This window comes from Lelliottia jeotgali (assembly GCF_977070485.1).
The window spans coordinates 54975-72630 of the sequence record NZ_CDRVFO010000015.1 but is presented as its reverse complement, the minus strand read 5'-3'; the positions used below and the strand labels follow the sequence as shown (position 1 = coordinate 72630).

At 56.4% G+C, this 17656-nt stretch carries 19 protein-coding genes; 7 read left to right on the top strand and 12 right to left on the bottom strand.

Annotation, left to right across the window (positions count from 1 at the left end; translation table 11 throughout):
• The first annotated feature begins 147 nt into the window (after positions 1-147).
• The 3 genes from ACW4TB_RS20765 (at position 148) to ACW4TB_RS20755 (ending at position 2416) form a co-directional block, all read left to right on the top strand.
• The gene (locus ACW4TB_RS20765; protein ID WP_009682520.1) at positions 148-576 is read left to right on the top strand and encodes a LexA family protein; all 429 of its coding nucleotides are present in this window, start codon (positions 148-150) and stop codon (positions 574-576) included.
• Complete coding sequence (locus ACW4TB_RS20760) at positions 566-1849, top strand: Y-family DNA polymerase (RefSeq protein WP_009682521.1); 1284 nt, start codon at positions 566-568, stop codon at positions 1847-1849. The genes ACW4TB_RS20765 and ACW4TB_RS20760 overlap by 11 nt, the downstream gene beginning before the upstream one ends.
• 96 nt (positions 1850-1945) lie before the next feature.
• Entirely contained in the window at positions 1946-2416 is a 471-nt protein-coding gene (locus ACW4TB_RS20755) for a hypothetical protein (RefSeq protein ID WP_009682522.1), read from the top strand.
• A gap of 323 nt (positions 2417-2739) precedes the next feature.
• On the opposite strand, the gene ACW4TB_RS20750 is transcribed toward ACW4TB_RS20755, so the two are convergent.
• A complete protein-coding gene (locus ACW4TB_RS20750; protein ID WP_455843065.1) occupies positions 2740-3231 on the bottom strand; it encodes a single-stranded DNA-binding protein in 492 nt (163 codons plus the stop codon).
• A 110-nt stretch (positions 3232-3341) separates the two neighbouring features.
• A complete protein-coding gene (locus ACW4TB_RS20745; RefSeq protein WP_009682524.1) occupies positions 3342-5780 on the bottom strand; it encodes an ATP-binding protein in 2439 nt (812 codons plus the stop codon).
• 14 nt (positions 5781-5794) lie between these two features.
• On the opposite strand from ACW4TB_RS20745, the gene ACW4TB_RS20740 reads away from it, so the two are divergent.
• Positions 5795-6100 (top strand): hypothetical protein, encoded by a 306-nt coding sequence (locus tag ACW4TB_RS20740; protein WP_009682525.1) that lies wholly within the window; start codon positions 5795-5797, stop codon positions 6098-6100.
• A gap of 185 nt (positions 6101-6285) precedes the next feature.
• Here ACW4TB_RS20740 and ACW4TB_RS20735 read toward each other — a convergent pair whose 3' ends face one another.
• From ACW4TB_RS20735 to ACW4TB_RS20690, 10 genes are all read right to left on the bottom strand, one after another.
• Complete coding sequence (locus tag ACW4TB_RS20735) at positions 6286-7197, bottom strand: DNA cytosine methyltransferase (RefSeq protein ID WP_228393790.1); 912 nt, start codon at positions 7195-7197, stop codon at positions 6286-6288.
• Between the two features lie 632 nt (positions 7198-7829).
• A complete protein-coding gene (locus tag ACW4TB_RS20730; RefSeq protein WP_009682527.1) occupies positions 7830-8825 on the bottom strand; it encodes a ParB/RepB/Spo0J family partition protein in 996 nt (331 codons plus the stop codon).
• Positions 8826-8949: 124 nt separating this feature from the next.
• On the bottom strand, positions 8950-10089 hold the full coding sequence (locus ACW4TB_RS20725; RefSeq protein WP_009682528.1) for an AAA family ATPase: 1140 nt from the start codon (positions 10087-10089) through the stop codon (positions 8950-8952).
• A gap of 269 nt (positions 10090-10358) precedes the next feature.
• On the bottom strand, positions 10359-10550 hold the full coding sequence (locus ACW4TB_RS20720; RefSeq protein ID WP_125854362.1) for a hypothetical protein: 192 nt from the start codon (positions 10548-10550) through the stop codon (positions 10359-10361).
• 100 nt (positions 10551-10650) lie between these two features.
• Positions 10651-10965 carry a hypothetical protein gene (locus tag ACW4TB_RS20715; protein ID WP_009682530.1) on the bottom strand — a complete coding sequence of 105 codons (315 nt, stop codon included), beginning with the start codon at positions 10963-10965 and terminating at the stop codon, positions 10651-10653.
• A gap of 136 nt (positions 10966-11101) precedes the next feature.
• Positions 11102-11524 carry a hypothetical protein gene (locus ACW4TB_RS20710; RefSeq protein ID WP_009682531.1) on the bottom strand — a complete coding sequence of 141 codons (423 nt, stop codon included), beginning with the start codon at positions 11522-11524 and terminating at the stop codon, positions 11102-11104.
• Entirely contained in the window at positions 11525-12481 is a 957-nt protein-coding gene (locus tag ACW4TB_RS20705; RefSeq protein ID WP_009682532.1) for a replication initiator protein A, read from the bottom strand.
• A 347-nt stretch (positions 12482-12828) separates the two neighbouring features.
• Positions 12829-13680, bottom strand: coding sequence for a hypothetical protein (locus ACW4TB_RS20700; RefSeq protein ID WP_023662975.1), 852 nt, complete (start codon positions 13678-13680; stop codon positions 12829-12831).
• Between the two features lie 258 nt (positions 13681-13938).
• The gene (locus tag ACW4TB_RS20695) at positions 13939-14238 is read right to left on the bottom strand and encodes a hypothetical protein (RefSeq protein ID WP_023662976.1); all 300 of its coding nucleotides are present in this window, start codon (positions 14236-14238) and stop codon (positions 13939-13941) included.
• A 509-nt stretch (positions 14239-14747) separates the two neighbouring features.
• Positions 14748-15182, bottom strand: a complete 435-nt coding sequence (locus ACW4TB_RS20690; protein ID WP_003131969.1) for a mercury resistance transcriptional regulator MerR — start codon at positions 15180-15182, stop codon at positions 14748-14750.
• 71 nt (positions 15183-15253) lie between these two features.
• Here ACW4TB_RS20690 and merT point away from each other — a divergent pair, with 71 nt between their 5' ends.
• The 3 genes from merT to merA all read left to right on the top strand — a co-directional run bounded on the left by merT (position 15254) and on the right by merA (position 17649).
• Positions 15254-15604, top strand: coding sequence for a mercuric ion transporter MerT (gene merT, locus ACW4TB_RS20685; RefSeq protein WP_003131974.1), 351 nt, complete (start codon positions 15254-15256; stop codon positions 15602-15604).
• 12 nt (positions 15605-15616) lie between these two features.
• Positions 15617-15892 carry a mercury resistance system periplasmic binding protein MerP gene (gene merP, locus ACW4TB_RS20680; RefSeq protein ID WP_003131987.1) on the top strand — a complete coding sequence of 92 codons (276 nt, stop codon included), beginning with the start codon at positions 15617-15619 and terminating at the stop codon, positions 15890-15892.
• Positions 15893-15963: 71 nt separating this feature from the next.
• A complete protein-coding gene (merA, locus tag ACW4TB_RS20675; RefSeq protein WP_003156770.1) occupies positions 15964-17649 on the top strand; it encodes a mercury(II) reductase in 1686 nt (561 codons plus the stop codon).
• Positions 17650-17656: the final 7 nt, after the last annotated feature.

The window sequence follows — 17656 nt, the reverse complement described above, 5'->3', positions numbered from 1 at the left end:
CTAACTAAAGCATATATCTGTTAGGGTACTATAGGCGGAAATCTCAGGGACTGTCAGCTCCTGGAAACGCCTTTTGTCTAACCGACGCTAGTCGCGCAGCGATTGCTGGATTACTGTATATGCAAACAGTAATTGCTGGTGTCTTTTATGAATGCCCTCACGCCGTATCCACTGGCGCCGTCGACGCAGCTGCTCCAAGTCTTGGCTGGTACTGCAGCGGGCGGTTTCCCAAGCCCCGCGGCTGACTACTACGAAGCCCCTCTGTCCCTGGATGAGCGCATGAATATTCGTGCTCCTCACGTCTGGATCGTCCAGGTTGAAGGTGACAGCATGCGCGACGCCGGCATCTTCGATGGTAGCCTCCTGGTAGTCGACCGATCAATTTCTCCGACTGCCGGCCATATCGTACTAGCTTACGTCGACAATCAACCTCTAGTGAAGCGGCTGGCCAGGTCAGCTGCAGGGTGGGTATTGGAGTCGGCAAATCCAGCGTACAAGAGCATCGCTCCCAGCGAATATGGCACCATTGAAGTGTTCGGCGTCGTGACATGGGACCTGACGCCCCATGCACACTAATCATCAGCCTATCTTCGGCCTGGTGGACGTCAACTCGTTCTACTGCAGCTGTGAACGCATTTTCAGACCAGAGCTGCGACAGCGCCCAGTCGTCGTATTGTCCAACTCGGACGGCTGCATCGTGGCACGTACCCCTGAAGCGAAAGCGCTCGGTCTGAAAATGGGAGATCCCTATTTCAAGGTGCGCTCGTTTCTGGAGCGGCATGGCGTCGCCGTGTTCAGCAGTAATTACACCCTCTACGGGGAATTGAGTCATCGATGCGGTGTCGCCATCGCGTCGTTGGTGCCGGACTGGGAGCGATACTCCATCGATGAGCTGTTTGTTCGACTGGACGGGCTACCTGAGCCGATCGCTGATGTTGGCAGGGCCATTCAAACCCGCGTGCTGCAGTGGACAGCGCTGCCGGTCGGCATTGGCATCGGTCACACGAAGACCCTAGCCAAGGCTGCGCAGCACGCCTCAAAGGTTTGGCGGGAAAGAACTGGCGGCGTCGTCGACCTGCGCAAGCCGGAAGCCGTTGAATGGCTGCTCAGACGCATGCCGGTCGATGAGGTATGGGGCATTGGCAGACGCATGCGGGAAAACCTCGCAAGCGACGGTATCAGCACAGCTTGGGAGCTCTCCCGGGCGGACGCCAGGGCCATGGGACGCAAATACAGCGTAGTGCTTGAACGTACGATACGTGAGCTGCAGGGCGAGTCCTGCATGGACCTGGAGCAATCCGTAGCGCCCAAGCAATCGATCTGCTCAAGCAAAATGTTCGGTCAGCGCGTCCATACGCTCAAAGGCCTACAGGAGGCCTTGGCGACATACATACACCGTGCCGCCGAGAAGCTGCGCATGCAGCGCTCGCTGTGCGGGGCCATGCGGATAGGCATCCAGACTTCGTTTCACGGGGACGGGGCGAAGTATGCGAACGCGGCAACGTGCATACCGCCCTACCCTACCGACGATGTACGCCAGTTGACCAAATGCGCCCTGCAGGCGGTCGAGCAGATCTACCGGCCAGGTTTCGCGTACAGCAAGGCCGAAGTCTTGCTGATGGATCTGCGCAAGCGAGGGGAGTTCACGCAGGACCTTTTCAGCCCGAGCCAGCCTGAGCGCTCCGACGCACTCATGGCTGCCATGGATCGGATCAATCGTCGGTGGGGGCATGACTGCTTGCGCACTGCTGCCGTTCCGCTGACGCCGGACTGGGGTATGCGCCGGGCTCTGCTAAGCCCCAGTTATATGACCAGCTGGGACCAACTTTGGAAGGTCGGATGCCGGTGACAAAAAAAGCATCCTCAAGGCATGCGGGGGAGATAAAACAAAGCCCGCACAGACAGGCTTGAAGGTAATATGCCACCACAATGACTCGGGGGCCGCGTGACAGGAATTCTTAAACTCAAGCCGAACCAGCTGATCGAGCACCCGAATGGGGGCCATGTGTTCGGCGTGATTCCGGAGATTGTCCGTCTGGGCGCTGCTGAAGCTTCCGTCTACCTGAAGGCCGGCCTGCACCGGATGAGGCCCGGACAGCCCGCCGCTGGCTACGGTGTCAAGCACATCTGGGAAGGCAAGAAAAAGGAGCTGCGCAGTCGAGGCTGCACCAAGGCTGACGATGTGCCGCTGTTCGTGGCGAATCTCATTGTCCTGGGCGCAGAGCTTTACCATGATTCCGCGCATCCTCGAGCGGCGATGAATCGCATCACGATCCTGCGCACGCAGGATGGGACATTGCTGCTGGAGCCGCTGATGGATCGCAACCTGGGGTTTCACTATTCAGTGGTCACCTGGACGCCGCGCACCAAGCCCATGGGCATTCAGGTTGGCACCATTGCCAAAAACCGGGCATGAAAAAAGCGGCCCGAGGGCCGCTTTCTTCTTGGTTCGAGAGGCTATAGTCGCAGCGATTCTTTAGCTTTGAGGCTCGTTTCCGTGTCTCTTGGGTCAGAATCCAATCGAGTCAAGCAGCCATACGAAGGTGGCCTATCGATTGTCCCTACGTCAGTGAGTACCAGTTTCACTGCTGCCGAAAGTCCGGGGGGCCAATACTGGACAGCCAAGCCCGGAAATGCGCGTTTGCAGTCCTCAAGACAAACTCTACCAACCCCTGAGCGATTATTCAACGGATAGTTGAATAGGGGCCAGGTTAAATGCGAAACGGCAGACCCTAAAGGCTAGAACGGCAAATCGTCATCAAAGTTATCAAAGTCAGGCTCCGGTTGGGGTGCTGGTTGGTCGGGAGCCCGGCGCGGCGGCTGACGTGGTGTTTGCTGGTGGCCAGCCTGGTAATGCTGATCGCCGCCCTGCTGTTGGCCTTGCGGACGGCCACCGAGCAGCTGCATGGTGCCGTTGATGTCGACAATGATCTCGGTGGTGTAGCGTTTGATGCCGTCCTTTTCCCACTCCCGGGTCTGCAGTTTGCCTTCTATATAAACCTGCGAACCCTTGCGCAGATATTCTCCGGCGATTTCGGCTACCTTACCGAACAGCGACACACGGTGCCACTCGGTACGCTCGACCTTTTGGCCCGACTGCTTGTCATTCCACTGCTCGCTGGTAGCCAAGCTAAGGTTGGTGACGGCGTTGCCATTAGGCAGGTAGCGGACTTCGGGATCCTGGCCACAGGTGCCGACCAGAATGACTTTGTTTACTCCTCGAGCCATGATGTCTCTCCTCTTCTCGACACGACCTCGTGCCAATTACTGTTGGTAGAGCCGGTGGTAGACGGGGTGACTTGTCGCGCTGGATAGCACCGGCCAGCAAGCCACCTGGCGCGCTAGGCCTCGGACTCTTGGTGCCGCCATTTCAAATAAGTCTCGACGCGACTGAATCCAGCAGCTGCGGCATTACGCTCAAGCAACCAGAAATTCTCACCTTCATAGACGAACTCGCGGCAATCCTCGTCGACGCGCCATAGCTCGTCCGCGATCGGCTTTTCCTTCGCCATTTCGCGTTCGAATTCTGCTTCCATAGCGGCTTCAAGCTCCGGATCGATAGGTTCGTCTGGGTCGAAGTCTTCGTGGTAATACTCACCTGGGTGATCTTGCTGTTCCCATTCCTTGTTTGCCCAAGCGCGTTTGATGTCGTCATCAGAGTACCCTCCATACACCATGGAGCTGACCAGATAAGCCAGGACGCCCTGGGGGAATTCTGCCGCTTCGAGCTCGAGGAGTTTTTGCACATCGGCGGCGGCGTCGTCTTCAACGCTGTTGATGTAGCGCTCCAACTCGGCGTCTTCCGCTTTTCGTTTTTCATGCGCATCACGCGCACGCTCAGTAACAGCCTGTTGATCGATGCGCGCCTGCTCCCGAACCGCCTCCCAGTTCGGCGGCTCGGGGCATGCACCTGTCTGAACCAATGAAGCGTTGATGATATTCAGCAACGCCATGCTTTGCTCTGGAACGGCTTCGGTGACAATAGGATCTGCCGACACGTCCTCAATGACCGGGGAAAGTCCGCGCTTCATACGGCCGCTGCCTACTCGGTCGACGAGATATCGCTCGCTCCATGCCCTGCCCCGGCTTTTCTGCCCTTCCCGCTCCAAGCTCATGGTGTATTTCATGAGCCATTTGTGCATGAACCGCTGACGCTCGGGGGCCATTCGGATCGAGATATCGTGGTAACGCTGATAGAAGGCCTCATCATGGCCACATGCGATGCTGTCGCCCTGGTGAGCAACTTCGTGTTCGACCAGGCCGAAGATGTAAGCAACTGTCTCTAGTGGCTTGCTATTGAGCCGTTTGACAATATCGCTACCGATAGCCAAGTAGGTTCGCCCATCTGTCCAAGCCTCAGCAGTGTTCGATTCACCCAGCAGGATTTGCATCCGCTTTTCGCCGTGGCGAAGGGTTCCATCCCTGTATCGTTCTGCCCCAATACATGCGCCGGCATAGTGCTGGAGGCACCACCGCAGCGCTGTCCACGCTCTGCGCGTCTCCTTGTCCAGCGTTTGGCGGTCGTCAACGATCTGCGTTCTTTCGATGAAGGCATTTCGGAACGTGGAATATGCGGCCAGAGATGGCGCATCGAGCGCTTTTCCACGCCAGAACCATGGAGCACGTTCGCCGCGTTCTTCGAAGGCCTGTGCTGCCTCACTGACGTTGCAAAGGGCGCGATCAAGCGCTTCCTCGAAATCGATGTGATTGTGGCAGCCGAACCGTTCCAAGGTCTTAGGGTGGACAATTTGAATCAGACCTTCACGAGCAATAGCCTCGCCCTTGGGAATATCGTCCCCATGCTCGATCAGGGTGTATGTTCCCTTGTGCCAGTTGAATGCCTTGAGTCGGAACTCCATCAGCGTGATGTGCCGCTTGCCAGGGAGCAGCGTGATCACCTCCTCCTTTGCAAACACTTCACAGATATTCTCGTCACCGCTGAGCAACGATCGCGCCGATTTTTCCCGACGGGCTTCGGTCTTACGGTGATCCCCTAGCTTTGCCGATACAGCCTCGGCCAGGCGCCTGAACTCTTTGGCGATCGGTTTCCATACGGGGCAGGTTTTGCGCAGGATTTCTGTGCGGGAAACGTTAAGGTTGATAGCCTTTTTCGAGACGATCAGGCCTCCAGCTCCCCAGACATGAGAAGAATCATGTCGAATCAGCACACCTTGGTTGTAGATCGAGACGGGGCCTTCTTCTTTGGCCCGGTAGTAAGCAAAGTCGTCCTCGAAATCCCATTTTTCACTTGCCGGATTGCGCGTAATGACACGCCCGTTCAGCTCAACGCTAATGGGCGTGTAACGAACCAAATCGCGTATCTCCTGCACCGCAGACATCAGCTCAAGGTCATTGAGGGCTTCGTACCAGGTGCCGGTGATACTGCACCCGTTAGACGGTTCCTGGAGATCCTCAAGCTCGTAGCTGTACCCCATGACCCGAGTATCAACCTGCATCGACCAGCGATTGGATACCCACTCAGTCCTGGCATGCGCCATGATTTGGCCGCGCCCCAGACGGAACCGCCCGTAAGTCGCATCGCCTTCTTGATGCGGCGTGCCGAATCGGCCGAAGTAGCGCACAACATCCTCACGGCTCGCAAAACCGGTACCGTCGTCGACGCAATCGAATCCAGCCTTGGTCATGGTGAGCCTCACCGTGGTGGCCTTTGCGTCAACCGAGTTCATGATCAACTCGATCACTGCCTTGCCGATGGAACCGGCCTGGCTGTAGATGATGTGATGAATGATCTGCGGGTCAAGCTCAAAAGGTAGAAGCACGAGGCACCTCCTTCATGGGTTTCGAAATGGTTGCAAAGCACATCTCAGCGCATACGGCGGCGAGGACGATCCGGGGTTTCACACCCAGCCCTCACCTGTTGCGCGATCCATTCGATTTGGGGTGTGTCCAGTCCGAACCGCTGGGCGTAATCGTCCCGGTGCTGGTCGAGATCTTTGGCAAACTCTTCCGAATTGAAGTCTCGGCCTACACCCCGCAGGAACCGGCCGGCACCTTCTCTGCCTTTGTAGGTGGGATGAGAGCCATCCAGGATCAATTTCACTTCCTGGAGCAATTCGTCGTGGTTGAAGGTTTCAAGTGACATATTGCTAATTCCGTATAATGTCTTGAATACAGAATATAGCATACAAAAAAAGGCCTGTGCCCTGCCCTTTCGCACTCTGTAAAAACAGCCATTCAGGCTGTTGCTAGTAGCAACATTCAGCTGTTGCTACTAGCAACACTTGGAAAGATCCGCCCGGCGCACTAGGCGGATCAGGCGTCTACCTAGATCAGCATTGCCAATTGCCCGGTGGACTCGACCACCGAAAAGGACTTTTCGACCAGAAGGTCACTCAACAGCTTGGTCACGGCATCGTCATCGCAGTCATAGTAGGCATCGTCCAAGAGGTTGGAGAGATCTTGAAGCTTCAAACCGTTCTCAATGGCCATCGATAGGAGCCGAGGATCGATGCGGTCATATTTCCCGGCAATTTCCAAGGCTGGATGGTGATAGGCGTTGTTGGCCATGAAGAAGGCGTAAGCAAATCCTGCTGGTGTCACGCTACGTGCATTCTTCGTGGCCAGGCTGCTCCCACCGTACTGCGTGTGCATTTTTGAGCCCTCGGTGGGATGGACAGGTGCAACGGGTAAGTCTGCGTTGAAGCGGCCCCATATGAGGGTTTTCTTCGTGTAAGGCTCGCCGAGATCGCAGGGGTTGAAGCTGAGGCGCCACGGTGGAAGACCAGCTAGCTTCTCGATTCGACCTACTGGATTTTCAATCGCCCAGATCGACGGCCGATAATACTCGACCAGTCGCAGAGTCTGATGAACCAGCTCTATTGAGGCCGCAGTGCGCCCATCGAGATCCTTGGCTGCAAAGTGCCTTGCCCCTGAGTTCGCAAAATCAGTGCAAGGGCAAGCTGCGATGATCGCGTACACCTCTGCCCCTTCGAAGTCGCCGAAGTACTCCATGAAGAACTCAACGTCGAATTTGCTGACGTCACCCAGCTCTGGGTTGTCTTGAATATCAAACCGGTATACCTGGTAGCCGGCCTCAACCCAAGGGTCAGACCATTGCCCGCTCTTATCAAACAGCGACAGCACAACTTTATCGCTGTTATCGCCCGTCGAACCTTGAGACACAGCCTCTTGTCTCCAGGTGCTGATGACATCAGCAGCATCGTCCAGGGACAGCATGCCGTGAGTCCGAGCCTTGGCGCTGAGTCGGATAACCTCTCTTGCCAAAGGGGCTGTGAATAGGCGATGAACGCCCTCCTCCGACATTTGCTGAAGAACTGAAGCATATGGGGTCACAAATTGGCTCACTGGAATTGGTGTGAGTGAGCGCTGATGCTCTGGGGCACTGCTTGGGGAAGATCGGACGGGAGAAAAACCATTCATGCTCTTGCTCCTAGACTGGTGGGCCTGCAGGGGAGGTAGCCGCCTCGCCTGCAGGATGTCTAACACAAGAACATTTTACACGTACGTACGCATTCAATGATATTAATGCGAGTATGCCACGCTGGCCCGAGTTACATTGTCTGGTACTTTTCCATGTGGCTAAGCACTACTTGTCTATCAGCATGCACCAACGAGCACGCGGTAAAATCCCCCTCCCACACAGCGGTCGCCCATGTTCCATCAAGCCCTGCTTGCCAGAATGCACCCCACTCGCCGCTTGGCAGCTCTAGCAAGAGCCAGTCTGGAAACGGACATTGCCTAGCCAGGCTCAGAACGTACCTGACGTGATGTGGTTCACTAGGCATTCCCATGCGTTTCGCTCCGTTAGCTGATTGAACCCACCCCGATCGGGGCGGGCTTGGCCATGCTCAATTTCGCGTGCCTTGTGTCGCAAATTCAGAAGCATCAATCGAATCAAGGAAAGCTGCGAGCTTGTCCATGATTTTCTGAGGGTCCACTTCCTTATCGATCTTGAATTCAAGCTTGCGCCCATTCAAACGAACTGAGCCAACCCCTTGCAGCTTCCGAGGTTCTGCCATCATGGGCTTAGGACCGCTACAAGCAGCAAGCTTCTGCCCAATCATGCGAAGCGCGGCCTCCTGGCCAGTCCCCTTCTCGGCCATTTGAATCACAATGCGATGGACGATGTTCACATCCGCCTTTGAATGCTCTACAAACTTTTTCGCATAGTTCGCTGTAATCAAGTGGGGTTTGGTGTCCAGAATTTCCTTGATCTGTTCGGGCAGCTGAATAAGGTCAAGGCAGCGGTTCACGACTGTGTGATCTACACCAAGGCGTCGAGCCAATGCCCGCTGGCTTTTATCAGCGCCTTTCAGCATGTATCGCTGATAACTCACAGCTTTTTCGTAATCAGTGAGCTCATTTTGGAGGTTGTCGGTGATTGCCAAAAGCATCGCCATGTCGTCTGACATTGGCTTTACATGAGCCATGATTTTGTCGCGACCCAGCATTTTGTGAGCCCGCCATCGGCATTCACCGCCGATAAGCTCGAAACGCTCCCCTACAGGCCGGATTGTAATCGGTTTACCCAGGCCCACAGAGTCAATCGAGCCAGCGAGCTCTTCAAGCTTGGCTTGATCGAAGAACATCCTTGGCTGATACGGCGAGGGATCGATCTGCTCAACCAGGACCTCCTCGAGCCATTCGTCCTTGAGTATGAGTTGACCTTCTTGAGCGCCTTGAGCAATGAGATGCTTGTTATCAGTCTCATGCTCAGATCCCATGGCCTGCTGGAGCATCGCCGCCCTGCTGCCACGGCTACCTGTGGTTGGCGGCATTTCCGTAGGCTTGCGCAGTGATGCCATTGCCGTGCTTGGCTTGCCTGGGTAGTCGGTGGATTTCATTAATCACCCTCCTGTGTTGCTACTAGCAACACTCCAATCTGCTGTTGCTACTAGCAACAAAATCGTTGCGTGTTGCTAGTAGCAACACCTTTGAGAATATGAGCCCTGTTGCTAGTAGCAACACTCACTCTTGGGGCTGAGCAGCAACACGGCGGATCTTCTCCAGAACCTCGGCATGCACTGCGCGAGCGTTGTCGATGGTGTCCCGATTAGCACCCTTCCAGAACATCAGGGGGACACCGTCATCGAGGGAGTTCACATAGTCTGCAGAGTGATAAATCTTTTCCTCTGTCACGCGACCTGGGAAAAGCTGGTTCAGTCTGTACAGGTTGTTCAACATCCGAGGACGCCCCTTTGCAAACATGGTCGGCACAGCTACCAGTTCAGGGGCGAAACCGTATTCGCGTGCGAAACCAGCGCACCAGTCATGCAGTCGCAAGATCGCCTTGAATGAGAATTTGTCCATTCGAACTGGGCTCATGAGCAGATCGCTTGCCGCTACCGAGTTCTTGGTCAGGCGCGAGCCTGCGGGGGCGTTATCGAAAATGATGACGTCGTATTGCGATAGGTCGCAGCCTGAAATCTTGCCGGCTTTACCATCTTCAACCCACTTCGCGTACCACATATCCGAATTATTGGCTGCGTCCAACGCCACGCCCAGGTCTTCTAGCGATGCGTCGGCTGGGATCAGGTGGGGGCCATTTTCACCAAAGGGTTTCTTGATGACTTCATCAAGCGTTTTGGGTTGGAACGAACGCATGCGAAGCATTGGGCTGATCAAGTGGCCGAGGTGACCATCAACGATGCGGTCAGCAGGAATTCCAAGCTCCTGCAGATCTTCTGGAGTAGCGTCCGGGTCGTAGCCGAGCATGCTCGACGTATCACCCTGGGGATCATTGTCGACCAAAAGAACGCGCAACCCGGCGAGAGAACAGGTAATGGCCTGGCCGACCGCTGTGGTGGTTTTGTTGGTGCCACCCTTCGAGATGTAGGTGGACATGACCACCTGGCGCGCCAAGCCCTTCAAGTGACCAAGTTCACGGCGAAGTGCTGCCAAATCGAAAAGGTCCGATGGCGTATAAACCCGGGAGGTCACGGTTCCGCGCGGCACACGACGGATCTCGATGTTGTTCGATTCTTCGATGTCTTTCAGGCGCCGAGTCGTAAGGCCAAAGCAGTCCGCGGCGAAACGGGGCGTGAAAAACAACTCATTGAAATCCACGTAGGTTGCAACATCTTCGACCATTTCCACATTCGAGTTCATAGCACTTCTCCGTTTTGCTGTTGCATTCAGTATAGATCCTGAACTCCTGTTGTAAACCGTGGAATTCAGGTTATTTTCATTTTTTAGCCTGATAACCTGAATCTTTTGGCCGATTGTGTTGCTAGTAGCAACGATATGAGCGGCCCAAGCACTCGCGCAGGCGCCTACGCCGCAGCAAGCGAAGGCTGAGAGCATCTGAAAGGGGAGGGGGAGGGGATTTGTGGCAAAAAGGCGCTAAGCAGGGCTCATTGCGAACCCGCTTTGAGGGGTTACTTCGTGGGTGGAGTTGACTCGATGCCCCACATCATCTCAAGTGCCTGCTCGATCAGGAATGACATAGCAGTGTTTTGTTCGAATGCCTGCTTGCGAAGGCGCTCATGGTAGTCGTCGCGCATGGTGATCGTTTTGGCGCTCCGCTTAGGTTGCGAAGGTGCTGGCGCAGCGTCTTTACGTGATGCCATGAACAGGCCCCCATATGGATTGAAGTCGCGACAATGATAAACCGTTTGCTTATTTATAGATACGTACGCACGTACAATGCGTACGCATCATTTAAGCCCCTTACTGCTGCTCAACCAACCTCGCACCGCGGCCGTCATTGGCGCCACGCTTCAAGTCGGACAGCTGTTGGATAGTGTCCTGGAGGTTGCGCAAGACATATGCAGGAAAGCCTGGTTTACCCTCGGAATGACGCACTTTCAGATCGTCGATGTGGTCACTATCGAATCCCAAACGAGTAAGGCCCAAATCATCGCCCTCTACTAGGGCACGATTCGCGGAGATCATTACTGAATGGGCTTCTTCCAGTTTTTTGATTTCATCATCGATGTGGAGGGTATCGTCGCGATCAACGGACCATAGCGAAATGCGCTTCATGATATTGCTCCTAGACGCTTGGTTAGCCTGGTAGCCGCCAGGCACAACTCGGTGGGTTTCCTTACACACACTATACGTATGTACGTACGCATACAACACTATTTGTCGGCGATATACGACGACTCGGCTAGTTTTTCTATCGGGTGTCGCGGTTTGCTGAGACATTTAGCTGGAGCCGACGCCTCCGTGCGCACTCTTTTGAGCAGCCAGCAAGATCAGCCAAGGCCTGGTCAGACATCGCCCCCTGCAAATGGTCGAAGTTAGCGATTGCTGATCGCTTGAAGGTGGGCTTCTCCAGTTGCTTCATACGCTTGATGACGAAGTAGGCCGATACGCCAGCGAGCTCGGCGATTTCAGCCACAGGGCGCTTTGCTAGAAGATATTGATACTTGAGAAGGGCAGGGGGGGTGGACTCGGCGAGGGCAAATCGTTCTTTGCCAATCTTGAGCCTGCGCCGCCGAACAGCTTCCGTGCTGCAGTCAGCTAATTCAGCAATGGCCTGGTCAGTCCGTTCCCCCATCAAATGATCGTATTGCTCAAGCCTAGATCGCGCCGGCATTCAACCCTCCATGTCTCGCTTTTCAAGCGCAGCGAACCAATCCAATTCCCCTTTGGCAGCCAGCTCCTCGAGGAGCGATTGCTCATCGCGCGTGTAGAACACGATCCGATGAGGCTTCACACTGGTATCCAACCCCATGTGATAGTCCGGCAACAGGTCTCGCTGAATAATCTTGCGGATCTCCGCTCTGTAATGGGTGAGGCTCTGTTTTGAGCCACATTTTTGCTGCAGCGCAACAATGTCCGCGGCCCAAATCATCTTGCTACCCAAGTGCTTACGAGCGAGTTCATATAACCGCCGTTCAAGAGGCATCCGCAGCCCAAAGTAGCGCCGATCAATGCTCATCACTTCAAAATGCAGGAAGGCGTTGTAGATCCACTCTGACAGCACGACTTCGCATTCCAACACGCCTTTGCCATTGGATGCGGTCTTGGTGACGGTGTAGTCCTCGATCCAGCCAAATCCCTTGGTCTGCTCTTGACCACCAGTAACGATATTGGTTTCGAGCTGAGTCCCTTTTAATCGCCGAAGCATGTCCAGGACGTTCGAATACGCGTTTCCACCAGGATCGCGGGATGTACCTGTCAAAAAATCGTATGTGTCGAACTTAACGCGCTTGGAAATTGGCATCCCTGCTTTGCGTGCCTCGATGATCTGCGATCCGAGGAACAGCAATAGGTCTTTGTCGAAAACGGTGGCGGCACCGATCACTGGCGGGATGATGCGTACCCGCTTGTTCGTTCCGGGCTGGCTGTACTCACGAACGCTCGTATCTGGTTTGGTCGACAAGCTGAAAAGCGGAAACTCCATGCTGGCCAGGTCATCCTTAACTGGCCATTCAACAATGTTCGCCTGGAACATGTCGGTCTGTACGTAGGGTACTACGTTCGCTTTTCGACCTCTCTTGAGAGGCTTATCATCTTCCGCTGCCATATCGGCCATCTTCATCTCGATCATTACGCGTTCCCGCCATTGTACACAGGTAGATAGCAACGCTTGTGCAGCTGCCGACTCACCCTGTGTATCAGTTTTGTGCAGGCCTCATCCGAGGCCAATACGGTTCGTATTTCACCGACACCGTGCTCTCCAGAGATTCCCCAGTTCCGCATTGCCACGGTGTGACCAATCAGATCGACGAGGATCCGCAGCTCGTAGAAACGCGCACCACGTTCCCATCTAGCGTAATAGGGTCGGTTGAGGTACCTGGTTGCAGTCGTTATCATGTGCGAACCCAGACGCTCCTAGACGAGTTCATTTCTGGTAGAAGCCCGGAACCGGTAGCCGCCGACCGGGCTTCGCTCTGCTTACGGCAAGACTTTATCGTCGTAGAGCATGACCATCTCAGCCATTACACACAGCTCCCCCTGCACCTTGGCCATTAAGCCGCGGCAATCGCCTCGCTCCAGGACACCTGCATCCCACAATTTGCACAGCTCCGCATAGCTGTAAGTCTGCATCGGCCAGTCACAATGCCGAACGAACGTCCAACCATGGCTATCCCGAAACTCACGGGAATATGAAGCGCCCATGATCACAAATTGTCGGCCATTAACCTTCACCGTTGGAACAGTCGGGACCTTGTCGCCCGCCTCTGCGAACGCTGCAGGGCAAACAGCACCATCCCAGCGGTGAGAGTCAAGCTTATGCAGGTGGACAACGTCACGATGACTGGCCCGAAAGAAACTCGACTCCCACGGTACGAACTCACACCAGCAACGCTGTTCAGCGCTTTTCAGCCAGGCCTGCACGACTATTGAGCCGACGCCAGGAACATGGATGCCCAAGGTTTGCGAGCGCGGTGCGCGGCGCTGCTTGAAACGGCAACCATTCACACCACCAGCGTCTGCAAGGAATGACAAATCCGCCCATTGGTCCATGGACACAGGCAATGCCGATCGCCACATAAACGAGCCAGTTTGAACGGTGTCGGTACCGCAGCGCTTTTCCTGAAGCAATGCTTGAAGACATGATTCGATGCTCTGCTCGAACAGCGGTCGGACTTCGGCGGGTACGTCATGCAATCGGGCAGCTGCAGTGTCAAGCATCGCCTTATAGGCATCATGGGTATATTCAGGCGAGCACCAGCTCTCGCTACCGCCGAAAGCAGCTTCAGCGACAGTTTCATCAAAACTCAAGCCCATTTGCACAGGATTCATCTTCTGCACTCCTAGAGAAATTCAACCCGGTAGCCGCCGGGGAAGCAGGAACGCTTCAAAACAAAGAATAACATACGTACGTACGTACGCAAAGAGCAAATAGATTTCACCACGGACACCTGGTGCAAACGCAGTTGATATCAACTTAGGTAGTTGAATTTCGGGTCCAGCTCGGGGCTGGTAAGAGGAGGGGAGGGAGGGAGGAGGGGTCGGTCAGTGCCTGAAACCCCGAGGGCCGATTGCGCGGCCCCTTTTTCATCATTCAGCCTTAGCCTTGGCCTTCACCGGCAGAGTCTGGTTATGGTGATAGGCGGGCATCCAGCGGGTAAGCAGCTTGATCCCATGGAAAGAGCTGCCTTGGCCACTGATCACAAATGCAACTGGATCCGCCCCCTTGGGGACGCGTCGACCTTCCTTCTTCCAATACCCCGCGGTTTTGACGTCATCAGGTTGTAGTGGCCAGCACGATACATCAGGTTTGCAGTCGTAATGCGGGAGCCCGGGATGCTCGGCTTCTTCGGTCGTCAACCGTTCAATGATTGCTGCTGAACGAGTCATAAAAACCTCCATCAACAAGGGTTTCCAATTCGCTACCCGCGTGCAGGTAACGGGTGATCGGGTCGCTTCGGAGTCACGCACGGCGATGCGGGGTGATTTGGGTTAGCCGCTATCGCCGCGCACTCCGCCTCATACGCAGCCTGGTCAGCTGTCTTTTCGTACCTCTGCTGCCCATATCCGACGATGAGGAACGTGCCGATCAGGATCAACTTTGTAGACGTTTTCATGCTGTGTTCACTTCCCTGTAAGTCCATTTTTCAAGGTCGCCTTCCGGGCATCCTTACTTGGGTTCATCAGGTTTGCCGGCAGAAGGCTTCTCCGTCGCACTGCTATGCCGGCTTTTGGTCGGGCTCAAGCGAGTCATAAGCTCGCTGTTCTGCCGCAGCACCTCTTGGAGGGGGAACCGCAGAATTCGGAAAAAATCGTACGCTAAGCTAACGGTGTTCTCGTGACAGCTCTTTGACTAGGCTTTCTAAGGGGTCGTCTCAGAAAACGGAAAATAAAGCACGCTAAGGCATAGCCGAACCTGCCAAGCTTGCTCCACCCTGTAGTGACGCGATCAGCGGGCAGGAAACGTTCCCCCTTCGCGCATGGCAGGCGCACACCAACTCAGACAGCACGGCCTCCATGCGCGCCAGGTCAGCCATTTTCTCGCGCACGTCCTTGAGCTTGTGCTCGGCCAGACTGCTGGCTTCCTCGCAATGGGTGCCATCCTCCAGCCGCAGCAGCTCGGCGATCTCATCCAGGCTGAAGCCCAGCCGCTGGGCTGATTTCACGAAGCGCACCCGCGTTACATCCGCCTCGCCATAGCGGCGGATGCTGCCATAGGGCTTGTCAGGCTCCAGCAACAAGCCCTTGCGCTGATAGAAACGGATGGTCTCCACATTGACCCCGGCCGCCTTGGCGAAAACGCCAATGGTCAGGTTCTCCAAATTGTTTTCCATATCGCTTGACTCCGTACATGAGTACGGAAGTAAGGTTACGCTATCCAATTTCAATTCGAAAGGACAAGCGCATGTCTGAACCAAAAACCGGGCGCGGCGCGCTCTTCACTGGAGGGCTTGCCGCCATCCTCGCCTCGGCTTGCTGCCTCGGGCCGTTGGTTCTGATCGCCTTGGGGTTCAGCGGCGCTTGGATCGGCAACTTGGCGGTGTTGGAACCCTATCGCCCCATCTTTATCGGCGTGGCGCTGGTGGCGTTGTTCTTCGCCTGGCGGCGCATCTACCGGCAGGCAGCGGCCTGCAAACCGGGTGAGGTCTGCGCGATTCCCCAAGTGCGAGCTACTTACAAGCTCATTTTCTGGATCGTGGCCGCGCTGGTTCTGGTCGCGCTCGGATTTCCCTACGTCATGCCATTTTTCTACTGATCGGAGTTCACCATGAAGAAACTGTTTGCCTCCCTCGCCCTCGCCGCCGTTGTTGCCCCCGTCTGGGCCGCCACCCAGACCGTCACGCTGTCCGTACCGGGCATGACCTGCTCCGCCTGCCCGATCACTGTCAAGAAGGCGATTTCCAAGGTCGAAGGCGTCAGCAAAGTTGACGTGACTTTCGAGACACGCCAAGCGGTCGTCACCTTCGACGATGCCAAGACCAGCGTGCAGAAGCTGACCAAGGCAACCGCAGACGCGGGCTATCCGTCCAGCGTCAAGCAGTGAGTCACTGAAAACGGCACCGCAGCACAACGGACGTCATTGTCTGGCGCCACAAACGATAAAGGATCTGTTGCATGACCCATCTAAAAATCACCGGCATGACTTGCGACTCGTGCGCGGCGCACGTCAAGGAAGCGCTGGAAAAAGTGCCAGGCGTGCAGTCGGCGCTGGTGTCCTATCCGAAGGGCACAGCGCAACTCGCCATCGTGCCGGGCACATCGCCGGACGCGCTGACTGCCGCCGTGGCCGGACTGGGCTACAAGGCAACGCTAGCCGATGCGCCACTGGCGGACAACCGCGTCGGACTGCTCGACAAGGTGCGGGGATGGATGGCCGCCGCCGAAAAGCACAGTGGCAACGAGCCCCCGGTGCAGGTAGCGGTCATTGGCAGCGGTGGAGCCGCGATGGCGGCGGCGCTGAAGGCCGTCGAGCAAGGCGCGCAGGTCACGCTGATCGAGCGCGGCACCATCGGCGGCACCTGCGTCAATGTCGGCTGTGTGCCGTCCAAGATCATGATCCGCGCCGCCCACATCGCCCATCTGCGCCGGGAAAGCCCGTTCGATGGCGGTATTGCGGCAACTGTGCCTACGATTGACCGCAGTAAGCTGCTGGCCCAGCAGCAGGCCCGCGTCGACGAACTGCGGCACGCCAAGTACGAAGGCATCCTGGGCGGTAATCCGGCCATCACCGTTGTGCACGGTGAGGCGCGCTTCAAGGACGACCAGAGCCTTACCGTCCGTTTGAACGAGGGTGGCGAGCGCGTCGTGATGTTCGACCGCTGCCTGGTCGCCACGGGTGCCAGCCCGGCGGTCCCGCCGATTCCGGGGTTGAAAGAGTCACCCTACTGGACTTCCACCGAGGCCCTGGCGAGCGACACCATTCCCGAACGCCTTGCCGTAATCGGCTCGTCGGTGGTGGCGCTGGAGCTGGCGCAAGCCTTTGCCCGGCTGGGCAGCAAGGTCACGGTCCTGGCGCGCAATACCTTGTTCTTCCGTGAAGACCCGGCCATCGGCGAGGCGGTGACAGCCGCTTTCCGTGCCGAGGGCATCGAGGTGCTGGAGCACACGCAAGCCAGCCAGGTCGCCCATATGGACGGTGAATTCGTGCTGACCACCACGCACGGTGAATTGCGCGCCGACAAACTGCTGGTTGCCACCGGTCGGACACCGAACACGCGCAGCCTCGCGCTGGACGCAGCGGGGGTCACTGTCAATGCGCAAGGTGCCATCGTCATCGACCAAGGCATGCGCACGAGCAACCCGAACATCTACGCGGCCGGCGACTGCACCGACCAGCCGCAGTTCGTCTATGTGGCGGCAGCGGCCGGCACCCGTGCCGCGATCAACATGACCGGCGGCGATGCGGCGCTCGACCTGACCGCAATGCCGGCCGTGGTGTTCACCGATCCGCAAGTGGCGACCGTGGGCTACAGCGAGGCGGAAGCCCACCACGACGGGATCGAGACCGACAGCCGCACCTTGACCTTGGACAACGTGCCGCGTGCGCTCGCCAACTTCGACACACGCGGCTTCATCAAGTTGGTTATCGAGGAAGGCAGCCATCGGCTGATCGGCGTACAGGCGGTCGCGCCGGAAGCGGGTGAACTGATCCAGACGGCGGCTCTGGCCATTCGCAACCGCATGACGGTGCAGGAACTGGCCGACCAGTTGTTCCCCTACCTGACGATGGTCGAGGGGTTGAAGCTCGCGGCGCAGACCTTCAACAAGGATGTGAAGCAGCTTTCCTGCTGCGCCGGGTGAGAAAAAG